This is a genomic window from Pseudoalteromonas sp. MMG013, assembly GCF_018100885.1.
Classification (GTDB): domain Bacteria; phylum Pseudomonadota; class Gammaproteobacteria; order Enterobacterales; family Alteromonadaceae; genus Pseudoalteromonas; species Pseudoalteromonas aurantia.
Genome location: NZ_JAGJEE010000019.1, coordinates 70,831 through 88,774, shown reverse-complemented (window position 1 = coordinate 88,774; position 17,944 = coordinate 70,831). Strand labels below are relative to the sequence as shown.

At 40.5% G+C, this 17,944-nt stretch carries 18 protein-coding genes and 2 tRNA genes; 8 read left to right on the top strand and 12 right to left on the bottom strand.

The genetic code is table 11. From position 1 onward, the window contains the following. Positions 1-18: 18 nt before the first annotated feature. The 4 genes from J8L98_RS16605 to dnaQ all read right to left on the bottom strand — a co-directional run bounded on the left by J8L98_RS16605 (position 19) and on the right by dnaQ (position 2,378). Positions 19-95: transfer RNA gene (locus J8L98_RS16605), tRNA-Asp, on the bottom strand. A gap of 27 nt (positions 96-122) precedes the next feature. Next, positions 123-199: transfer RNA gene (locus J8L98_RS16600), tRNA-Asp, on the bottom strand. Positions 200-297: 98 nt separating this feature from the next. After that, positions 298-1,659, bottom strand: coding sequence for a TIGR03503 family protein (locus J8L98_RS16595; protein WP_210997344.1), 1,362 nt, complete (start codon positions 1,657-1,659; stop codon positions 298-300). An 11-nt stretch (positions 1,660-1,670) separates the two neighbouring features. Further along, entirely contained in the window at positions 1,671-2,378 is a 708-nt protein-coding gene (gene dnaQ / locus J8L98_RS16590) for a DNA polymerase III subunit epsilon (protein WP_192508109.1), read from the bottom strand. 70 nt (positions 2,379-2,448) lie between these two features. Between dnaQ and rnhA the strand changes: the two genes are divergently transcribed. Beyond that, entirely contained in the window at positions 2,449-2,919 is a 471-nt protein-coding gene (gene rnhA, locus J8L98_RS16585; RefSeq protein ID WP_192508110.1) for a ribonuclease HI, read from the top strand. Here rnhA and J8L98_RS16580 read toward each other — a convergent pair. Further along, entirely contained in the window at positions 2,916-3,677 is a 762-nt protein-coding gene (locus J8L98_RS16580; RefSeq protein WP_210997343.1) for a class I SAM-dependent methyltransferase, read from the bottom strand. The genes rnhA and J8L98_RS16580 overlap by 4 nt on opposite strands. Before the next feature lie 56 nt (positions 3,678-3,733). Here J8L98_RS16580 and gloB point away from each other — a divergent pair, with 56 nt between their 5' ends. Next, entirely contained in the window at positions 3,734-4,501 is a 768-nt protein-coding gene (gene gloB / locus J8L98_RS16575; RefSeq protein ID WP_210997348.1) for a hydroxyacylglutathione hydrolase, read from the top strand. Between the two features lie 84 nt (positions 4,502-4,585). Further along, positions 4,586-6,154: a LysM peptidoglycan-binding domain-containing protein gene (locus J8L98_RS16570; RefSeq protein WP_210997342.1), complete on the top strand. Its 1,569-nt coding sequence runs from the start codon at positions 4,586-4,588 to the stop codon at positions 6,152-6,154. Positions 6,155-6,229: 75 nt separating this feature from the next. Here the strand turns inward: J8L98_RS16570 and J8L98_RS16565 are convergent, their stop codons facing one another. Genes J8L98_RS16565 through J8L98_RS16555 form a run of 3 tightly spaced genes read right to left on the bottom strand, consistent with a single transcriptional unit; the run spans position 6,230 to position 7,731 of the window. After that, a complete protein-coding gene (locus J8L98_RS16565) occupies positions 6,230-6,673 on the bottom strand; it encodes a flavodoxin domain-containing protein (RefSeq protein WP_210997341.1) in 444 nt (147 codons plus the stop codon). Then, entirely contained in the window at positions 6,673-7,407 is a 735-nt protein-coding gene (gene truC, locus J8L98_RS16560; protein ID WP_210997340.1) for a tRNA pseudouridine(65) synthase TruC, read from the bottom strand. The genes J8L98_RS16565 and truC overlap by 1 nt, the downstream gene beginning before the upstream one ends. A gap of 3 nt (positions 7,408-7,410) precedes the next feature. Then, complete coding sequence (locus J8L98_RS16555) at positions 7,411-7,731, bottom strand: YqcC family protein (RefSeq protein ID WP_210997339.1); 321 nt, start codon at positions 7,729-7,731, stop codon at positions 7,411-7,413. A 140-nt stretch (positions 7,732-7,871) separates the two neighbouring features. Here J8L98_RS16555 and J8L98_RS16550 point away from each other — a divergent pair, with 140 nt between their 5' ends. The 3 genes from J8L98_RS16550 (at position 7,872) to J8L98_RS16540 (ending at position 10,367) form a co-directional block, all read left to right on the top strand. Then, complete coding sequence (locus J8L98_RS16550; RefSeq protein ID WP_210997338.1) at positions 7,872-8,900, top strand: DUF3549 family protein; 1,029 nt, start codon at positions 7,872-7,874, stop codon at positions 8,898-8,900. Continuing rightward, entirely contained in the window at positions 8,901-9,203 is a 303-nt protein-coding gene (locus tag J8L98_RS16545) for a DUF3301 domain-containing protein (protein ID WP_210997337.1), read from the top strand. A gap of 126 nt (positions 9,204-9,329) precedes the next feature. Continuing rightward, positions 9,330-10,367, top strand: a complete 1,038-nt coding sequence (locus tag J8L98_RS16540) for a S66 peptidase family protein (protein ID WP_210997336.1) — start codon at positions 9,330-9,332, stop codon at positions 10,365-10,367. A 62-nt stretch (positions 10,368-10,429) separates the two neighbouring features. Here the strand turns inward: J8L98_RS16540 and J8L98_RS16535 are convergent, their stop codons facing one another. The 4 genes from J8L98_RS16535 to J8L98_RS16520 all read right to left on the bottom strand — a co-directional run bounded on the left by J8L98_RS16535 (position 10,430) and on the right by J8L98_RS16520 (position 16,070). Then, positions 10,430-13,129 (bottom strand): CHASE domain-containing protein, encoded by a 2,700-nt coding sequence (locus J8L98_RS16535; protein WP_210997335.1) that lies wholly within the window; start codon positions 13,127-13,129, stop codon positions 10,430-10,432. 165 nt (positions 13,130-13,294) lie between these two features. Then, on the bottom strand, positions 13,295-14,305 hold the full coding sequence (locus J8L98_RS16530; protein WP_210997334.1) for a fatty acid desaturase: 1,011 nt from the start codon (positions 14,303-14,305) through the stop codon (positions 13,295-13,297). A gap of 411 nt (positions 14,306-14,716) precedes the next feature. Beyond that, positions 14,717-15,409 carry an aspartate/glutamate racemase family protein gene (locus J8L98_RS16525; RefSeq protein ID WP_210997333.1) on the bottom strand — a complete coding sequence of 231 codons (693 nt, stop codon included), beginning with the start codon at positions 15,407-15,409 and terminating at the stop codon, positions 14,717-14,719. Positions 15,410-15,413: 4 nt separating this feature from the next. Then, positions 15,414-16,070: a glutathione S-transferase family protein gene (locus J8L98_RS16520; protein ID WP_210997332.1), complete on the bottom strand. Its 657-nt coding sequence runs from the start codon at positions 16,068-16,070 to the stop codon at positions 15,414-15,416. A 112-nt stretch (positions 16,071-16,182) separates the two neighbouring features. Here J8L98_RS16520 and J8L98_RS16515 point away from each other — a divergent pair, with 112 nt between their 5' ends. Together J8L98_RS16515 and J8L98_RS16510 are read left to right on the top strand one after the other, a co-directional pair. Then, entirely contained in the window at positions 16,183-17,064 is an 882-nt protein-coding gene (locus J8L98_RS16515) for a LysR family transcriptional regulator (RefSeq protein WP_192508123.1), read from the top strand. Between the two features lie 97 nt (positions 17,065-17,161). Next, a complete protein-coding gene (locus J8L98_RS16510) occupies positions 17,162-17,761 on the top strand; it encodes a hypothetical protein (protein ID WP_210997331.1) in 600 nt (199 codons plus the stop codon). Positions 17,762-17,944 lie beyond the last annotated feature (183 nt).

Below are 17,944 nucleotides of genomic sequence, written 5' to 3'. Positions count from 1 at the left end.
TTTCGGCGTTGTAAGGATTGGCGGAGTGGACGGGACTCGAACCCGCGACCCCCGGCGTGACAGGCCGGTATTCTAACCAACTGAACTACCACTCCAGCATCTCTTACAAATTTTTGAATAATTGGCGGAGTGGACGGGACTCGAACCCGCGACCCCCGGCGTGACAGGCCGGTATTCTAACCAACTGAACTACCACTCCGCATTATTCTTGCTGTTAGGTTGCTCCCTGACAGCGGCGTGAATAATACGAATGGACCCCTTTGGAGTCAACAGTTTTTTTGCAATTTTCCTTCTTTTTTAGTCATCTGACATCGAAAGGTTCAAAATATCACCTGATTTATCATTTTTTGAGCCATTCCCATCTGACTTTTGATTCTCTATTTCTGTTTCTTCTATTTCAAGTTCTGACTTTTTCTTAAATGAAGGCAATTTAAAGCGCAACTTAATGGGTTTATTTTGCACAAAAATACGAATAGCCAACCACCCAAACAATAAAACCATCAGATTGCCAAACAAAATAATCGCAATCATCGTGCTAGAACTCATCGTATCATCAACTATTTCTGCTGCCTTTTCTTGGTCCGCCATTTTTTGTTCAGCTAACGGTAGCTCAGGTACCTTTTCTATTGGTCGCTCTATTTCAAATTTATACATCGGCAATGTTGCCATGAACTCTCGACCATTTACATTTTCACCAAACGCCGAAAGCTCAATGCTATATCTGCCCCAATCATAATTTTGAATCATGACTTTTCTATATAATCGCGCTTCTTCATTTAAGGTGAACATTTTCTCTTCACCATTCGGGTAAAAGATTTTCCCCTGAAAAATCACCGTCTCAGGTTTAACAATATCTTGGTCAATTCGCAGTAATAGCTCGTGTTCTGACTCTTTGTCCGTGGCAAGTTCTAAATGATAGTCAAAAGGCGGCTCAGCAATAATAAGCGGCTCTTTAACAACTCTGCGTTTTAGTATCGGGGTTTCTATGAAAAATTCAGGTTGCCACTCCCCCGCAGGGAAGCTCAACTTAAACTCTCCAGTAAAAATACCATCCATCGGCCTTTCATCAAACTCTCGACCATCATCTTTAAAAGCAGTGACGCTTTGTGTCCCTGCTCCAAAGTTTGCATAGTTGTTATTATTGGTACTGGTAAATTCGACAAATAAACTCACAACATCGCGAAAATAACCGGTTTGTATCGGCTTGCCGTCATTGGTGATATGGCCACTGACTTTTAACGTTTCCCCTCTAAACAACAAAGGAGGTAAAGGGTCTACATGAAGTTCGACTTCACCCAGCACCATAATTCGACTATTCGGCTGTATACTACCAACCACTTGCCAAGGTCCGGGGGTCGGGTTTGAAATGGTTATGAGGTCATAGCTTGGTTCATCAAACCAATCAAGGTTTTCATTTTTAAGGGCTTGTGGCGCGTAGAGCTTACTGCCATCGGGTTTGACTAATACAACCGCTGGCGCTCCTCGGGTTCGAAAAAACAACAACGTAATTTTGTCGACTTTATGATCAATTCGAAAGCGATTGTCTAGTAGCGGAATTTCATTAATTTTTCCATTTCGCTGTAAAAGCGTGATGGACGGCAAAGCTAACGCACCAAACCCTATGGCTATTAGCAAAGCCCCCACAATTAATCGCCTCATAGTTTACCTCATTATTGCTGCCAAATCGTATTGCCATCTTTATTGACCACTTTCAAGCGTTCTTCGTGAGCAACTACTTCATCGGCACTTGCCAAAATAACTTTAAGTGGTTGTCTATCAGCGCTTAATCTTATTATATCGCCTTGCTGTTTATTGCCACCGGTTTCATTACCCGATGCTAAATTGAGTTTTTTCTGCCCCCCGGTCATACCGAGATAAACATCAGCAAGAATTTCAGAATCCAGTAATGCGCCGTGCAACGTTCGTTTAGCATTATCAATATCATAGCGACGACATAGCGCATCTAGGTTGTTCTTTTGACCTGGATGCAAGTCTCTCGCCATGACTAAGGTATCTAATACTTCGCAGTAATCGTGTGTCAGCGGGTAACCTTGGTTTAACATCGCAAATTCATGATCCATAAAGCCGACGTCAAAGGGCGCGTTGTGGATCACCAATTCAGCTCCTTTAATAAATTCAAAGAACTCGTGTGCAACATCTTGGAATAGCGGCTTGCCCTTTAAAAACTCATTCGTAATACCGTGCACATCTATCGCTTCTTCTTCAATACTACGTTGAGGGTTTATATACACATGAAAGTTATTACCAGTTAAGCGGCGATTTACAAGCTCTACACACCCTATCTCAATAATACGATGGCCCGATTTAGGGTCGATACCCGTTGTTTCTGTATCTAGGACTATTTGTCTTTTTAACATTTCGTCAGTAACCTAACTTTGCTATTGTTAGCATTCAATATCTTTATTCTACATAAAAACAGGTCAATTCGTGCAAAAAACCGTAGAGATTTATACCGATGGGTCATGTTTAGGTAATCCAGGCCCTGGTGGTTATGGTATTTATATGAGCTATAAAGGCCATGAAAAGACGTTAAATCAAGGGTATCAACTCACCACAAATAATCGAATGGAAATGCTTGGCGCAACGGTTGCGTTAGAAACATTAAAGCACCCTTGTCGTGTTATACTTTATACCGATAGCCAATATGTCAAACAAGGCATTGAATCTTGGGTCGCAAACTGGAAAAAGCGCAACTGGAAAACAGCGGCCAAAAAACCAGTTAAAAATGTCGACTTGTGGCAACGGTTAGATTTAGCTTGCCAGCGCCACACCATCCAATGGAAATGGGTAAAAGGCCACAGTGGCAACAAGTACAACGAAATCGTTGACGACCTAGCCCGTGAAGCTGCCTCTATGGATGACTTATTGCCTGATAATGGTTACCAGCCAGACGCTTAATTCTCTTCCTGAAATGACTCTCTAGATTGCCTTACTCTCGCACTTTTCACGGCTGGGGCCCATTTAGGACGAGCATGCCATTTCGGCTTAATCGGGGTTAATGGCGCAACACGCTTTCTTGCCACTAGCAAGTAACAACTCCCCATTGGTTTCAAATAATGGCGACAAAAATGTCGCCAAGGCGCAAATCGAGACAATCGACTACCTCGGGCTAAAGAGGCATGAATAAAGCGCTCATCCGCTAATATCTCAAACCCCAATAAATCCAACCAATCTTTTACGCGTGCTGGCGTAAAAAAGCGTCCTGACCAAGGCAGCTTTTGACCACTAAATGGCAGGCAATGAGCAAGGCCACATAAACTAAATGGGTTAAACCCAGAAATGACGATATACCCGCCTGGGATCAAAGTGCGGTGTGCCTCACGTAAAATATGGTGTGGGTCTGAATGATACTCCAAACAATGGCTTAGAATACATGCATCAACACTGTGTTCAGAGAAGGGTAATTCATCAATTTCAGCCACAACACCCACATGTTGCTGCGATATAGGGGCGACACAAACTTGATGCTTAATGGCGCTTTTTGACGTATCGAGTTGGCCACTTAAACCTCCAAGCTTAAGCATATGATAACCAAACATTCGCGTTAACCATTTCCCCATTCGCCGCTCAATGCCATACCGTACATAGTCCCCATGTGGAAAATCTTGCCAATTAAGAGGCTTTGGGCCTTGTTGAAAACTGAGTGCTGGTTTCATCGTTAGAGCTTGCTCGCTATACTATTGCTAACGTTCACTTTATAGAGCAATTAACCATGGCGCAAGTAGAGCCAATCAATGCATTTGATGACAATTATATCTGGGCTATTCGAGACACAGATAAAAAACAGGTTTGGGTCGTTGACCCAGGTGATGCTGAGCCTGTGCTTTCATATCTCGCCCAACATGACGCAACCCTTTGCGGTATTTTGATCACACACCACCACTGGGACCATACCAATGGTGTTGCTGAACTCACTCACGCCTTCCCTAACACCAATGTATATGGTCCTCAGAACTCCAAATTTAAAGGGATCACACACGCCCTGCAAAATGGTGATAGCCTCACTGTTTTTGAACACACTTTCAGTGTACTCACGACACCTGGCCATACATTAGATCACATCTGTTACTGTAATGATGTATTGTGCTTTACGGGTGATACGCTGTTTAGCGCCGGATGTGGACGATTATTTGAAGGCAGTGCAGAGCAAATGTGGCACTCATTTAAACTGCTTTCACAGTTCAATGACAACACCCTAATTTATTGCACACATGAATATAGCGCTGCGAACTTAGCATTTGCTATCGCAGTAGAGCCTGATAATAACGATATCAAAGCACACATTGAATGGGTCACTACACAGCGTAAAAATAATTTACCCAGTCTACCAACTCGTTTTGGTATTGAACGAAAAATCAACCCATTTTTGCGCTCGGATCTACCACATATGTTGCATCACTTACCTCATGATGTAACAGTGAATAATCTTACGCCTTCGCATAACTTTGCAGCTCTGCGATTATGGAAAGACCAATTTTAGTCAGCACAGGCTCAGCACAGCTCTTTAAACTTATCTTATTTACAGGTAGTATTGGCGGGTTTTTGCCCGAATATATAAAGAAATATGACTAAATCACCTATTTTAATTGTACTGGTAGCACTGTTAAGTGGTTGCCAAACATTAACATCAACGACTGAACAACGCGTAGAAGCTCAAGTATTAGATAACGCAGCAAGTCCGCATGAAATTAGTGAGACATTACTGAGTGCAATCCAAGCTCCAATTGAAGTAGATGAGCCCCCCCCGGTCTTTGACGACGTATGGGAACGTATTCGCTACCAGCTTTCGATAGAAGTGCCGCAAAACAGACCTGTGGTTGCTGAGCGTAATTATTATCAACGGCACCAGCGCTATATGGATAGAATATCAAAACGCGCAGAACCTTATCTCTACTTCATTGTTGAAGAAGTAGAGAAACGTGAAATGCCCATTGAAATTGCCCTCCTGCCAATCGTAGAAAGTGCATTTGACCCCTTTGGTTATTCTCATCGTAGTGCCTCGGGTATTTGGCAGTTCATGCCACAAACTGGCGAGCGTTTTAACTTAAAGCAAAATTGGTGGTATGACGGACGACGTGACATTGTTCAATCAACTCGCGCAGCACTTGATTACTTAACTTATTTACATAAAACCCTTGAGGGTGATTGGCTCAATGCAATCGCGGCATACAACTCAGGTGAAGGTCGACTGCTAAAGGCCATTCGCAAAAACCGCAAAAAACATTTACCCACCGACTTTTGGTCTTTAGACTTGCCAAGAGAGACAACCGCGTATGTACCAAAATTACTCGCTTTATCTGATCTTTTGAAGCGTCAAGATGAATTCAAAGTAACCTGGAATCCCATTATCAATGCCCAAGTTGTAGAGACCATTGATGTTGACTCTCAAATTGATTTGGCACTCGCAGCGCAAATGGCCAATATTACTTTAACTGAATTATATCGACTTAACCCCGGATTCAATCGCTGGGCAACAGACCCTGATGGGCCTCACATCTTACTACTCCCATCAGATAAAATTGATACATTTAAAACAAAATTAGCCGTTACAGAAGCTAAAGACCGTTTAAGGTGGCAATATTATACCGTTAACCGAGGTGATACACTGTCTGTGATAGCGAAAAAATTCTCAACCAGTTCCAGTGCTATTCAATCTTTAAATAAACTAAACAGTCATATTATTCGCATTGGTCAAAAACTACTCGTGCCTTTAAGTGATGGAGAATTGAAGAGTGAGCACTTACCATCACAAGTCAGGATGACGGTCAATAAGAATCAAAAAAGTAAAAAAAACCATGTTGTAAAAAGTGGCGATACGCTGTGGGATATCAGTCGAGAATACGATGTAACGATTAAGCAGCTTGCCAGTTGGAATAAGCTTAAAACGCAATCGGTATTACGATTAGGGCAAAAGTTAACGGTTTACCAAAATACCAAAATACCAAATACCACACTTGTGAGTACGCCTCGCACTATTACTTATAAAGTCAGACGCGGTGATTCATTAGCCCGTATTGCCAGCAAATTTAATTTAACGGTGCAAGAAATCATCAAATGGAATAACCTCGCTGGCCAAAAATACTTGCATCCGGGTCAAAAGCTGAAATTAAAAGTCGATGTGAAACGCACCTAGCACTAAGGGCTGTTGGACATAAAAGGGCGCTCATCATGTGCGCCATTTTAATGTTTAATTTTGTATATCATGGCATTATAAAGCTTGCTGCCAACTTCTTAGCCATAACTCAGTCGGTTCCCATGGCTCAAAATATTCTCCCGCATCGATGTCTAACCTGGACGTCACACTCGTCGCATTTAGCCCGCGTATAAGTTCATCGATTTGGCGACCAGCACCACAAAAAGTTTCTCCATAGCTACGATCTCCCAATGCAATTACCCCAACCTTCTTACCTGTAAGCATGGGTGCTTGGCTATGCATTTGAGATATAAGCGGTTCTAAGTTATCAGGAATATCACCAGATCCTGTTGTCGATGACACAAACAAAATATTATCTGATTGTTTGATTTGCTCTAATGTACCACTGTCATACACTGCCGCCTCATGACCTTGAGCGACCAATGCTTTTTTAATCTCTGCAGCTAAATTATCCGCATTACCATACATACTACCGACAAAAATTGACACGACTGCCATTATTCATAATCCTTCTCTTGGTTAGGCCAGCCTAGTTGGTCGCAAACTGCCAGCATTTGCTCACCCAACTCAGCGCTTATTGTTACTGATTTATGCGTATAAGGATGGATAAATTTTAACGAACTTGCAAACAACATTAAGCGCCGATAGCTAAAATGCTCAATAAAGAAATGATTATGTTTGTTATCGCCGTGATTTACATCACCAATAATTGGTGTTGATAAATAATTTAAATGACGGCGAATTTGGTGCTTCCTACCTGTTTTTGGAAAACACTCGACCAATGAATAACGGATGGATGGATACTTACCAAAAGGGATTGGTAAACTCGCTTTATGTAAGCAATTAAACTGTGTTTGCGCCTCTTGCGGGGCTTTATCTTGGTCTGCGAATTTATCTGCTATTTTATCAAGTTCTTCTTTCAATGGCCTATCTATAAATGTCGACTCTGGCGCAAAACCACGCACTAATGCCAGATAACGCTTTTCAATATTGCCATCGATAAAAACCTGATTCATATCGCGAGCCGCTTCTGAGCTCAATGCAAATAACAACACACCAGATGTAGGCCTATCTAAACGGTGCACTGGAAAAACATGTTGGCCGAGTTGGTCTCTTAGCATTTGTACTGCGAATTGGGTTTCTCTTTTATCGAGTAGTGAGCGATGTACTAATAGCCCTGAAGGCTTGTTTATTGCTACATAATCTTTATCTTGATAGATGATTTCTAACATCTCTTATCTCCCACTCAGTATCGCATCTAGTTCGCTAAGCACGCGGTGCAAAGGCAAAAAACAAGCCAGTTTTGAATAGTGTATTTCTGCCATGGGTGCAATCAATATATTGTTTGGTAACGGTGCCCCCGTCACTATCAATTGGCGTATTTTCGGGATAAAAATAAATTGTAGCCATTGTTCAAACTGTAACGTATCACAACAAAAAGGCTCGCTAGAAAGCAGTTTACGAGGCTCTATTTGTGTATACTGCCATAGCTCTGCCTGCGTCAGCGCTTGCGTCAACTGCGTTAGCAACGCGTCCACTTGATTCTTTTTTGCCATTTTTTGCACTCGCTAAAGGCCCAATATTACAAATAATTGGACAATTATACCCAAGCTCAATAGCAATCCCCAGCACAAGCTTACCAGCGCCGTAAATTGCAGGTATAATCTGGCACATATTCCCCAATTTAGCATGAATTATGACAGCGCAAATCTCCACTCTTGGCCAACTCCTTTCAGCCGCAGGTACTCAATGGCGAGCTTATGATATTGGTCGCAGGATCACCAAAATCGACAAAAAACAATTTGCGCAAATTGAGGGCACATTAATTCCTTACCCCTACCCACTGGCAGGGCATGCACTTATTGCGATTCAATTTTGGGACAATAATGCCACGTTAGACCCATATGTCTGGTTTTTAAAGTTACCACTTGATGAACAGAGTAAATTGGTCGCAGCAAGTCGAGACCACTTTGCAAATATGGTACTAGAAGCGCTTGGTACAGAAATTACCGGTGAACAAGCTCAAGGGAAACTTGACAACAACCCTTACGTTTTTACACCGAATGCAAATAAACTTGCCGCATTCAATGCATTACTCAAACGAGAGATAAACCGTCCTGCATCACAGTATTATGAGTATGCCGAATTATATTTTGCGGGTAAGCTACCTGAAAACGCTTGGCAAAATGTTGCGGTACAGGGTTTGGCCGACTTTGCATTTCGCCTAGAGCACAGCCATAATGCCAAAAACTTACACTCTGTTTGGTCATCACTGCCAATTCAAGTGAAACAACCTTTAAGCGCGATGCTTGAGCATGTGCCAACCGATACTCATTTAAGTGAACTATTTTACAACGACTGTATAAGCGCGCTAAGAAATAAACAGCTCGATATACTTATCTGTAATTTAAGAGCACTATCAGCAACTAAAGCACAGGGGTTATTACTGCAAGCGACTGATTTGATATTGGCGGATGAACTCGCCAACGAAGCAGATATACTGCTGACTTTAACTGGCCGTTGCTGGGAGGCTTTCAATGAGCAAAGCCGATTATTTATCTTGTTAGATAAAGCCGCACATAACACACAAGTTGATGGTTTATTTACAAGTATTTTTGCTGATTTGGTTGCAATTCCGAGTCTTCGCCCTCATGTTTTAAGTATTCTTAGAGCAGAAAATCGCAGTGAGACCTTGTCTCGTGCAATTGGTAGGTTATTTTCTTAAATGGCAACACTTTGGATTTTTATACTCACAGGTGCCGTGATCGCATTCTTTTGGTTTAGTCGCCAGTTTGCTGAGTCGGCCAAACAGCATGCTGAACGTCAATCTGAGCGATTACAAGTACAATTACTAAGCGTTGCATGTCAAAAACGACGCCTAGGCATTTTGCGCAGCGGTAAACCTGGAATTAAAAGCCAATTTATGTTCGAATTTAGTTCTGATGGGGAAACCGTTTATCAAGGCACCCTGTATCTAGAAAACAGTCATTTACTTAAATCAGATATTCCTCCCCACCGTATTAGTTAATAGCGTTATCAACTAAATTCTATAAAGCAAAGCTTCATACGCTTTGCTTTAAGTTCATCATGGTGCACTAGAAACTCACAATCAATGTGTTAATGTCTTTAGCCATCAAACGCTAAGGAGCTGGTCATGAAACAAATTAAACCAAAATCACTCACTCAGGGTGCAACACTCGCCATTGTGTCGCCTTCTTGGGGCGGCCCTTCAATATTCCCTCATATTTACCAAATGGGTATTAAGAACCTAACAGCAATGGGGTTTAATATTGTCGAGTATCCTAGTGCTAAAGCACATAATGACCACCTCTTTGCAAATCCAAAAATGCGTGCTGATGACATCAACGCCGCGTTTGCCAATACTGACGTTGATGGCATAATTGCGACGATTGGCGGTTCAGATTCAGCTCGATTGTTACAATATTTAGATTTAGATACTATTCTAGCCAACCCTAAGTTTTTTATGGGCTTTTCAGATATTACCACCATTACAACCTACCTTAACCAGCACGGCTTAGTTACTTTTAACGGCCCGTCTATTATGGCTGGCTTTGCACAACTACATAATCACAGTACTGACTATCAACGTTACTTAGCCAAGCAACTCTTATCTGCGGAACAGCAATACGTGTTACCGACATTTTCTCAATATCATCACGGCTACCCTGACTGGCATAAAATGGCACTTACAGGTCAGCTCAATTCCCCAATTACAAATCCAGGTCCCACTTTTGTTCAAGGTACCGGCCGTGTTAGAGGACAACTTTTTGGTGGATGTATTGAAGTACTTGAAATGCTCAAAGGGACTAAATATTGGCCAAAACCTCACTTTTGGCACAATAAAGTGCTATTTTTAGAAACATCAGAAGACAAACCAAGTATCGACTATGTACGCTACTGGTTAAGAAACTATGGGGTTATGGGGGTTTTTGAGCAACTATCAGGCCTCATGATTGGTAGACCCAGAGACTATAATGCAGACGAACAATTAGCGTTAATAAACACAGTTCAAGCGGTGGTTAAAGATGAATTCAACGTTTGTGATTTACCCATTATATGTAATTTAGACTTCGGCCACACCGACCCACAACTCATACTACCACTTGGGGTCACCATTGAGTTAGATTGTGAGGGTCAATACCTTAGTCTCGTTGAATCAGCATTTCAATAGTCGTAAACCAAGTCATTGTGTCGGGTATTAAAAAGAAGGAATTCAAATCATGCAGAGCTCATTCAGTTCGCATATTTATTTAATACCCTCACTAGATCACTTTGTTGATAAGGCTTATGAATGAAATCTTCAATGCCTAACCTCGCGGCTTGTTGTTTCTCTTCTTTACCAACACTGGCACTGAGTATCACTATTGAAATATGTTTTAACGCTTCATCATTTTTGATGTGGGCTGATGCAGTAAAGCCATCCATAACAGGCATTTGTAAATCCATCAAAATTAAGTCGGGTTGTTGTGCTTTTAAATACTCTAAAGCCTGTTGACCGTCATTTGCGAAATCACAGTCTAACCCTAAATTCCTTAGGTGCTTTTGTACCACAATCTGATTGATTTTATTATCTTCTACAACTAAAACACGCATTCCTTGATAATGATGGCCCTGTTGCCCGGCATCGCTTTCAACGCTATTTTCTTGCAGTGCAACCTGCTCCGCAGTCACCCCTTTGAGTATTAAAACAACGGTAAATTCACTGCCAACATTCTCTTGACTCGTAACAGAGATCCCTCCTCCCATTAAAATACATAACTGCTTTACAATAGAAAGGCCAAGCCCGGTACCGCCATAGTTCCGTGTTGTTGAGCTTTGTGCTTGTGCAAATGCGTTAAACAATCGTTGTTGATCTTCTTCTTTAATGCCAATTCCTGTATCACGCACTTTGATAGTCAGCTCTGTAGCATTATCATTTATTTCAACACATTTACAATCAAGGTGAATACTGCCTTTGGGTGTAAACTTAAGCGCGTTGTTCAGTAAATTAATCAATATTTGTTTAAAGCGAAGTTCATCCCCTTCGACCCAGCTTTTATAATTTGCGTCATGCTGATATTGAATCGTAATCGACTTCTCAGAAGCCAAATGAGACAGCATTCCTATAACTGACGCAGTGACATCTGATGGCTTAAACACCTTTAAATCTAAATCTAATTGACCCGCCTGCATTTTCGAAAAATCTAATACGTCATTGACTGTGCTTAACAAAATATTCGAAGCATCGTTTATCTTCGCTAAATAATCTAACGTGGGCAGATCTGACGTTTCTTTTGTCGCCAATTCCGTAAACCCGATAATGGCATTTAATGGAGTACGATATTCATGACTTACATTTGCTAAAAACAAGTTCTTCGCCTCATTCGCCAGCTCCAACTCATTATTTTTTTCAATAAGTTCATGCGTGCTTGCTTTCACCTTTTTTTCTAAACTTGTATTAAAAGACACGATAAAAAATACAAACATCACACAAATGACGCCCAAGATACAGCCTATCAATACGATAATAAAATCAACCCAATTAATCAGATGAGAAGCAAAACTATCAGAGCTGGAAAACTGTATGGTGCCTTGCTTATCAAACAGCGTAAATTGGACTTCATGAGAGATAAAATGCCCGCTTTCATAATCAGGGTGAGAAAATACATTGCCCTCACCAAAACTAATTTGATAAGTAAATACTCTTTTACGCTCTGTGGTGTACATGGGATCTAATAATAACTCTAACTCTAGTACCACTTCCACAAACCCAATTAAAGACGCTAAGCTAGGTACCTCGCTCTTTTTAAAAATCGGGTAATACACCACCACGCCGTCGGTTTTATCTTGTTGCTGAACTAAAGTGAAAATATCAGTGACTGCAAAGCTCTGATGCGCAATTGCATGTTTAATACTCTGACTTGCAACCGGGTGAGTAGACACATCAAGACCAATAACAGACTTATTTTCTTGCAATGGGTACGTGTAATAGATGGGTAAGTAATAAGGTTGTTCAGGTGCACTTTGAATTCCTGTCACGGTCAATTGCTGAATATAGGCACCTTCTGAATACAACCTTTGCATGCTAGCTTCAAATTGCGCTCTCGCCTCGTTTTTCACCAAGGGGATCCAACCAATTGCTCTCACTTTAATGGATGTGTTTTGTATTATAGATGTAAAAGCACTAAATTCTTCTTTCGTCACTTGTTCACTTGCTTGAAAGTATGCTTCAAGTGCCTTTAAGTACAATTTTATAGTCGCTTGGGTGCTGTTTATCTGTTCTACAAAAGATACGGTACCGCTCATGAATTGCTGTTTTTGATCTCGATTAAAGTTATTACTTGATACAAAATATACAAAACAAATTATAGAAAAGCTCAATAAGCTGGTCATGATAGCGGCAGATGCTTTTCGTGCTTTCTTAACAAAAACATTGGGATATAAAAATAGAAAAATAGGCGTTAAGAGCACCACGCTCAAAAAATCTCCCACCCACTTTGTCACGCCGATATATAACAACGTTTCTTGCGGTAATGGCAAATAAAGCGACAGCACACAATAAATCGCAACACTCGATAACAATGTTGCGACAGGCCCTGTAATGAACAAAAACTTAATTATTTCAAATGGAATAGAGATCCGAATAGGCACTTGAGAAAACTGAAAAACAAGCTGTCGACTAACAAATAACTGAATTGTACTTATCAAAGCGAGAAGATAGACCACTTCTGGCGGTAAGCTACTGATTAAAGTATCACTGTGCAAGCAAACGATAAAAGAGAGTAATACACCCACTAAAACCGGCCAGCCTTTTAATAGATATAACCCGAGCGCAACACCTGTTGCAGGCCAGATGACACTTGCGTATCCAAATGGAATGAGAAACTGACTACCAAATTGAACGAGTAAAAAATGTGAGATACACGCAATAAAAACAACCGCTAGCCTATTCAAGTTACCCACCCTATGACATTTACCCTGTTCAGATTACACTATAAATATGTGTAGAAAAAATGTAGTTGGACCAAAATAGCTTTAGCTATATTCGACTAGAGTATAGTGTAAAAAGCGTTAAGCCTCATATTAAAAGCATCTAAGCTATATTACCTCATCAATACGCTACATCTCTTTATCTGACTGTAATCCTGATGCACTGTAAAAATTAGCCTGCTTTATACTCTTAATATCGTTAAAACGTACACCATGGTGTTTCATGACTGGTAGTATTCGACCGCTGATCATTTGTCGAATATAAAATGGCTGATTTGGTAAGAAATGGTGAATTGTATGCGTATTTCCAAAGTTAAAACAGAATAACTGGAACGGGAAAAACACCCAATGATTGAGCACCTGAGTTTGTTGCATAAGGTTACCCACACCACCATAATAATGCATTGAAGACGTAACCAGGTTTAAGCTAGAGGAACGAATTATATTCGGTGCAATTAACACAACCATTAAAAAGTCTACCCACTTCATAACATCAATTAACCAAGTTGGATGTGTCGCTGTGTCGTAAAGAAACCCATCTATGCTGTGAAAAATGATAAACCCGTATAAAATACCAAAATATACCGTTGCGATTGGAAATCCTGCATTAAATATACTTAAAAACCTGAACCCTGTGATTTCCCGTTTAAACGCTCTATGAGAAATAATCAATCCCAATAAACCATCAACAATTGAGACAACTCTCAAAGCTGGGTTTTTTATACCATTACCAACCAAACGCTCTTCGAGATCTTGGTTAGTTCCTGATACTTTGTGATGATGCAAATGTATTTTTCGCCGATACCATGGATTAATCGTATTTGGCCGCATCAACCATACAATTAACATCATTAAATTATGTACAACAGGATTGCGCTTAAAGTAAAGCTTATGGATCAAATCATGTTCAATTTCATGAGAAATAGACGTAATGAAGGCGATCAAAACAATACAAAGCCAAGCTGGAATATAAGATACTGCATAGAGCCCGGCAACGAGCAACATGGCCAACACTGCAAACATAAGTAATGATAAGCCCAGCATGTTTTGATAAGCCAATATAGGAAACTGACTTCTTAGCGACTGTTCTTCTGCTTTAATGCTTTGCACAATCGCTTGGATATGTAAATTCGATGACATACTTATATTTGTATCTAACAGCCCTTAATACTCCAATAATACGTAAACACCATGCTAAATCAATTATTTGGTTTTCTATTTTACTGACTCTGCTCTTGCTGCTAACAGGAGATGGCCAAGCTGAGTTCAAAAGTTAATTACTACCCCAGTCTCCCTGAAGATGAAGTCAGCTTGCCTAATTCAATACTTACTAATTCTTTATTAAGGTATTACGTTGTTTTTTATAACTAAGCTCGTTGAGAACTGAGGTCTATCCATCATAAAAACAGCGACCGACGTCACCAATATCCCAAACACCTCTACATAACCTATGTGTACTTTGTAATACGAGTGTTGATAACAGCGTCGCGCTCACCGGTATCAAGTAAATTAAACCACTTAAAAGATAATATTAAAAAAACCAAACAATGATCAATCAGACAATGCGAACTCCACAGCCGCATTAGCATGAATTTCAGCCGTATCAAAAAGAGGAATATTAGTATCTTCTTGCTGGATCAATAACCCTATTTCTGTACACCCTAACACCACACCTTGTGCGCCTCTCGCCTCGAGGTGAGCAATAACCGATAAATACAGTTGTTTTGAATGAGGCCGAATGTCTCCTACACATAACTGTTGATATATAATGTCGTGAATGACTATTTGATCTTGCTCACTGGGCACCAATACTTCAATGCCATGCTGCTCTAGTCGCTCTATATAGAAAGTATCTGCCATAGTAAAACGCGTACCTAACAAAGCCACTTTATTCAGCTTTTGCTTGAAAATCACTTTCGCCGTAGCGTCGGCAATATGTAATAGGGGTAAGGCTACAACACTGGCTACTTCATCCGCCACTTTATGCATTGTGTTAGTGCAAATCATAATACACTGCGCGCCAGCGGCCTCTAAACTCAGAGCTGAACTTTGTAATACCTCCGCACTTTTTTGCCAATCTCCTGATTGTTGAAATGCTTCAATTTGCGCAAAATCAACGCTATTTAAAATAATTTTTCCACTATGTAGCCCACCTAACTTTGACTTTATTCCTTGATTGATCAATCGATAATAACTCGCTGTTGACTCCCAACTCATCCCCCCTATTAGTCCCAGTGTTTTCATCTGCCTACTCTCGCTCTTCACCTGCTTCATCAATTGCCACAATGTCAGTTTCCATTAATGCTTCCTCAACCCAGCGCTGTAATACAGGGCAATTTAAAACCTGCTCCATGTAATTTGTCGCGGCACTATTTACCGTTATCCCATAAGTCTTAAAACGCAATACCACTGGGGCAAACATTGCATCTGCGATAGACCACTGCCCAAATAACCATCCCCCCTGTGCAGCATACTCATTGTACTGTTCACTCCAGATCTGTTCGATACGTGCAATGTCTTGCTTCGCTTGCTCACTCAATACTACACTGCGTTTTGCTCTTATATTCATTGGCATTTCATTGCGAACACCATTGAAGCCTGAGTGCATTTCACATGCAATAGCTCGAGCTTTTGCTCGCTGCGCCGTATTTGTTGGCCAATATTTCCCTAATGAATAAGCATCATTGATATATTCACAAATAGCCAAGGAATCCCAAACCACCATACTGTCATCAACCAAAGTGGGAACTTTCAAGGTGGGGGTCACACTTTCCAGTCGCTGATAAAACTCTGGCGTATCTAAAACCAGTTGTACTTCATTAAAGTCAATACCCGACTTTGCCAGCATCAACCATGCTCTTAGTGACCAAGACGAATAATTTTTATTCCCTATAAATAACTGCATATACAATACCTGTTGGATTAATTAGCAAATACGTTAGCGATTATTTACCCTACTGACTAACGGATAATTTTGATATAACCTATCAAGATATCGAATAGATTAAGGTTTATAAATGGATATTGATGCTTTAAGAAGCTTTCTGGCGTTTGTTGAAACTGGCAGCTTCACTCGTGCCGCAAAACAAGTTCATAGAACTCAATCAGCAATTAGCATGCAAATGAAAAAGCTAGAACAAGATCTAAATAAAAAGCTTTTCCAAAAACAAGGCCGACTACTCAACTTATCTCATGATGGGCAAGTATTCGCACGTTACGCTAAACAACTTGTGCAATTACATGATGAAACAGTAAAACAAATGAATGCAGCTCAACCAAGTACCTTATTACGCTTAGGCTGTCCGGATGACTATGCTGAATCAGTACTCCCTAAACTGATAAAATTACTACACAAATGCTGGCCAAATTTAGACCTACAAATCACATGTACTCCAAGCAATCGCGTAAAGATCATGATTGATAGCGGACATCTAGATTTAGGCATCATTACGCGCTCTTCTGACACCGAAGAAGGATACACGCTTGAATCATCGCAAGGGGTATGGACATACAACCCTCTCTTTAATGCGCACCGCATTGAGCCTTTGCCTATTGCGATATTTCAGCGGGATTGTCGCTTTCACCAAGCAGCTACAGACGGGTTACATAAACAAAATCGTGCATTTAAAATCATTGCTTGCAGCGGCAGTGCAAGCGCACAACGCGGTATCGTCAGAAGTGGAGTGGCAATTGGTGCTATGGCAAAGCTGAGCATTGGCGACTTAACCCCGCTCGACTGCCAATCACTCCCAGCGTTGCCAATTGTCGACATTGTATTAATTCGCGCAAATAGCAGTCAAAACCCAGTGACAGACATCACCTGCTTAGAGCTCTGTCAATCCTATATCAGCATCAATAATGCATCCGAAAAAAAGCCATCTTTCATTGGTACCTATTAAGCGTTATTTCAGGTAACCAATTTACAATAGCACTATAGCTTTAGGTCAAGAAGCTATTTTACATCACTACTACTCGTCAAGTTTAAAGGATAGGACTATGAAGCCGAATATGAATGTTACCCCTTTGCCCATTTTGCATCCTGAAGAAACAAGCACAAAAAAACGGATCATGGCCGTTATCACACGCGGGATATTCAAAAATGACACACAATTAAACGAACTACGTAGAGAAAACCACCAGTTAAGGCGACGACTTAGAAAATATAAATCACTCTGTCGTCGATTTTCTAACAAGCTTCAACGACTAAAAATATCATCGAGTATCAAAATAACAGCCCTTTCATCGGCCAACAAACGGGTTGCTCGCCATGTAAGTCGGTTGCAAACGCTGTCTATTCGTTTAATTAGACAAAGAGCCCTATCTAAATCTCATATTGAACAACAACAATTGACACTGCAAAATGCCGAACGTAATTTGATTGCGCAAACAAACACCTTACATAGTTACACCCTTTCTTATAAACAACTACAATATCAATATGATTTGCATACGCGTAAATTAGAAAACAATCACCAGCACACCCAAAAGTTATCTGAACACAATCAGCAATTGCTCAAACGAGTAAAACGACTTCAATATTTCAATATGATGTTAATTTTTTACATCATATGCTTGAGCAATACAGCACTTTTGTAGCCCCCCCTTAATCGACATATGGCGCACTACTAATTGAGATATAAACTATTTTTTGTTTCCCTAGCAAAATTAGGTAAATGAATACACACTCAATTTGTTATTAACTTGTTATAATTTCGTTATGAATTCATATTAAAAATATCTCAATCTTAGTCAGACCAAGGAGGTCGCGTAAACATAGCG